3 protein-coding genes are annotated in these 3,135 nt (G+C 71.1%); 1 reads left to right on the top strand and 2 read right to left on the bottom strand.

The genetic code is table 11. The features are described 5' to 3' along the window. The first annotated feature begins 188 nt into the window (after window positions 1-188). Window positions 189-1,916 (top strand): DEAD/DEAH box helicase, encoded by a 1,728-nt coding sequence (locus IEZ31_RS55480; protein ID WP_190258246.1) that lies wholly within the window; start codon window positions 189-191, stop codon window positions 1,914-1,916. Window positions 1,917-2,074: 158 nt separating this feature from the next. Here IEZ31_RS55480 and IEZ31_RS55475 read toward each other — a convergent pair whose 3' ends face one another. After that, window positions 2,075-2,308 (bottom strand): DUF7455 domain-containing protein, encoded by a 234-nt coding sequence (locus tag IEZ31_RS55475; RefSeq protein WP_190258245.1) that lies wholly within the window; start codon window positions 2,306-2,308, stop codon window positions 2,075-2,077. A gap of 285 nt (window positions 2,309-2,593) precedes the next feature. Continuing rightward, the coding region (locus IEZ31_RS55470) for a sigma-70 family RNA polymerase sigma factor (RefSeq protein ID WP_190258244.1) at window positions 2,594-3,135 on the bottom strand (542 nt) is incomplete at its 5' end.

The raw sequence follows: 3,135 nt of genomic DNA, 5'->3' as shown, positions 1-3,135 counted from the left end.
TAGCGAAGCGGAGGGGCCGGTCACCATCGGCTCAGTTCGACAGTCGCGCGACCGGAGCGAAGCGGAGGTTGCGTGACGTTCGGCGCGTGCCGGGGTGAGACCGGCGCGCGCCCGCTAGGCTGACAACGCCTTCGTGGTCCCCGACCCGAGGGCGTTTTCGTGTGGCTTGCTTCAGGGGGAGGGTGCGCATGCCGCCGCGTCCGGTGGTCCAACAAGGTCAGACGCTCCGGGTGTGGCAGCGCAAGGCTCTCATGGAGTACCTGCGCGGCAAGCGCGAGGACTTCCTGGCGGTCGCGACCCCGGGCGCCGGCAAGACCACGTTCGCGCTGCGCGTCGCGCTGGAGCTGTTCGGTGACGGCACGATCGACAACCTGACCGTCGTCACCCCGACCGAGCACCTCAAGACCCAGTGGGCCGAGGCCGCCGCGCGGGTCGGGATCGACCTCGACGCCGGCTTCCGCAACTCCGACGTGCACGCGGCGTCGGACTTCCACGGCACCGTCGTCACGTACGCGCAGGTCGGCATCGCCCCCGCCGTCCACAAGCGGCGCACGATCACCCGCCGGACGCTCGTCGTCCTCGACGAGATCCACCACGCGGGCGACTCCCGCTCCTGGGGCGACGGGGTCAAGGCCGCCTTCGAGCCCGCCGTGCGGCGGCTCATGCTCACCGGGACGCCGTTTCGCTCCGACGAGAACCCGATTCCGTTCGTGCAGTACGAGCGAGGCTCTGACGGCCTGCAACGCTCGCGCGCCGACACGGTCTACGGCTATTCCGACGCCCTGCAGGACGGCGTCGTTCGTCCGGTGATCTTTCTCGCGTACAGCGGGGAGACGCGCTGGCGCACCTCCGCCGGCGACGAACTGGCGGCCCGGCTGGGCGAGCCGATGACCCAGGACCTCATCGCGCAGGCCTGGCGCACCGCGCTCGACCCGACCGGGGACTGGATGCAGCAGGTCCTGCGGGCCGCCGACGCCCGCCTGCAGAACCTCCGCGCCGGCGGCATGCCCGACGCCGGCGGCCTGGTCATCGCGACCGACCAGCAGTCGGCCCGCGCCTACGCGAAGGTCCTCGGCGAGGTCACCGGCGAGAAGGCGGTCGTCGTGCTCTCCGACGACGTGGGCGCGTCCGGTCGCATCGCCGCCTTCTCGGCGTCGCAGGAGCGGTGGATGGTCGCCGTCCGGATGGTGTCCGAGGGCGTCGACATCCCGCGCCTGGCCGTCGGTGTGTACGCCACCTCGGCCTCGACCCCCCTCTTCTTCGCCCAGGCCATCGGCCGCTTCGTGCGCGCCCGCCGCACGGGCGAGACCGCGACGGTGTTCGTCCCCAGCGTGCCGCACCTGCTGGAGCTGGCGAGCGAGCTGGAGGCCCAGCGCAACCACGTCCTGGGCGAGCCGAAGACCAAGGACGGCCTGGACGACGACCTGCTCTCCCGCGCCCAGCGGGAGGAGGACGCGAGTGGCGAGCTGGAGAAGCGCTTCGAGGCGCTCTCGGCGACGGCGGAGCTGGACCAGGTCATCTTCGACGGCGCGACCTTCGGCATCCCGGCCCAGACGGGGACGCCGGAGGAGGAGGAGTACCTCGGCCTGCCCGGCCTGCTGACCCCGGACCAGGTCACGACCCTGCTGTCGAAGCGCCAGGCGGACCAGCTGGCCGCGGCCAAGCGCCGCGGCGCCGAGGCGCCGGTGGCCGCTGCGGAGCCTCCGTCGGCGCCGCAGCAGCCGCGGACGGCGGGCGAGCGGCGGATCGTGCTCCGCCGGCAGCTCAACACGCTGGTGGCCGCGCACCACCACCGCACGGGGCTGCCGCACGGCAAGATCCACGCGGAGCTCCGGCGCCTGTGCGGGGGGCCGCCCAGCGCCCAGGCGACGATCGAGCAGCTGGAAGAGCGGATCGCAACGATCCAGACGCTGTAGCCCCGGGCCGGCCGCTCACCGGGCTTTCGCGGGGGGTGTCTGAGTCGCGTGCCTGCCCTGGCCTGCGCGGAGCGCGGCGTCGGGCCGGGCGGTGCGGCCTTTGGGCGAAAAGGCCGCAGGGCGCCCAGAGGGCGCCCTGCGGCGGTGCTGATATCGGGTCAGCTGGCCGAAAGCTCGGTCCCGCGCCACGTGAAGTCCGGGGCGACGGCTACCTCAACAGCGATCTTGACCAGCTGGTCAGCGTACTTGTTGGCGTGATGTCCACAGAAGATCAGATCGCCACCCTCGGCGAGCCTGACCCGAAGTTTCCCTGCCGCGTTGCAGCGGTCGCACCGTTCATCGGCGGCGGGGGGCGCTGCCGTCTCCGGCGGCGGCGTGAGAGTCGGGGTCATCGCCTTCCTCCTCTGGTCGTCACCGACGAACGCTTCCTTGCGTCGTTCACAGTTGGTTCAACACCAGGTTGCCCGACATCGTTCCCAGTTGGTGCGCGGGACCGGTGTCACATTTCCGTCGAGCCTCGCGGGAGTCGATCGAACCCCCGCCAGCCCTTCCTATCGCGCCCCGGCTGCGATCACAAGTGGGTTGGCGCGGCGCCACAGCGTTGTGATGCCCTCCGTGACCCGAAACACACCCGGGCTACCCCAAAAGGGGCAGCCCGGATCCGCTGAGAGCGAACATCAGTCCAGGTAGTCGCGCAGGACCTGGGATCGGGAGGGGTGGCGGAGCTTGGACATCGTCTTGGACTCGATCTGACGGATGCGTTCGCGCGTCACGCCGTAGACCTGGCCGATCTCGTCCAGCGTGCGCGGCTGGCCGTCGGTGAGGCCGAACCGCAGCCGGACCACGCCCGCCTCGCGCTCCGAGAGCGTCTGCAGGACCTGCTGGAGCTGGTCCTGCAGGAGCGAGAAGGACACGGCGTCGACCGCCACGACGGCCTCGGAGTCCTCGATGAAGTCGCCGAGCTGGCTGTCGCCCTCGTCACCGATGGTCTGGTCGAGCGAGATGGGCTCCCGCGCATACTGCTGGATCTCCAGCACCTTCTCGGGCGTGATGTCCATCTCCTTGGCCAGCTCCTCCGGGGTGGGCTCGCGGCCCAGATCCTGGAGCAGCTCGCGCTGGATGCGGCCGAGCTTGTTGATGACCTCGACCATGTGCACCGGGATGCGGATGGTGCGGGCCTGGTCGGCCATGGCGCGGGTGATGGCCTGGCGGATCCACC

Source organism: Dactylosporangium sucinum (genome assembly GCF_014647515.1).
Classification (GTDB): domain Bacteria; phylum Actinomycetota; class Actinomycetes; order Mycobacteriales; family Micromonosporaceae; genus Dactylosporangium; species Dactylosporangium sucinum.
The sequence above is the reverse complement of the archived record's forward strand: the minus strand, read 5'-3'. Positions and strand labels throughout refer to the sequence as shown.

Coding starts and splice junctions, on each gene's coding strand:
- IEZ31_RS55480 (WP_190258246.1), top strand. CDS start 189: ATGCCGCCGCGTCCGGTGGTCCAACAAGGTCAGACGCTCCGGGTGTGG.
- IEZ31_RS55475 (WP_190258245.1), bottom strand. CDS start 2,308: ATGACCCCGACTCTCACGCCGCCGCCGGAGACGGCAGCGCCCCCCGCC.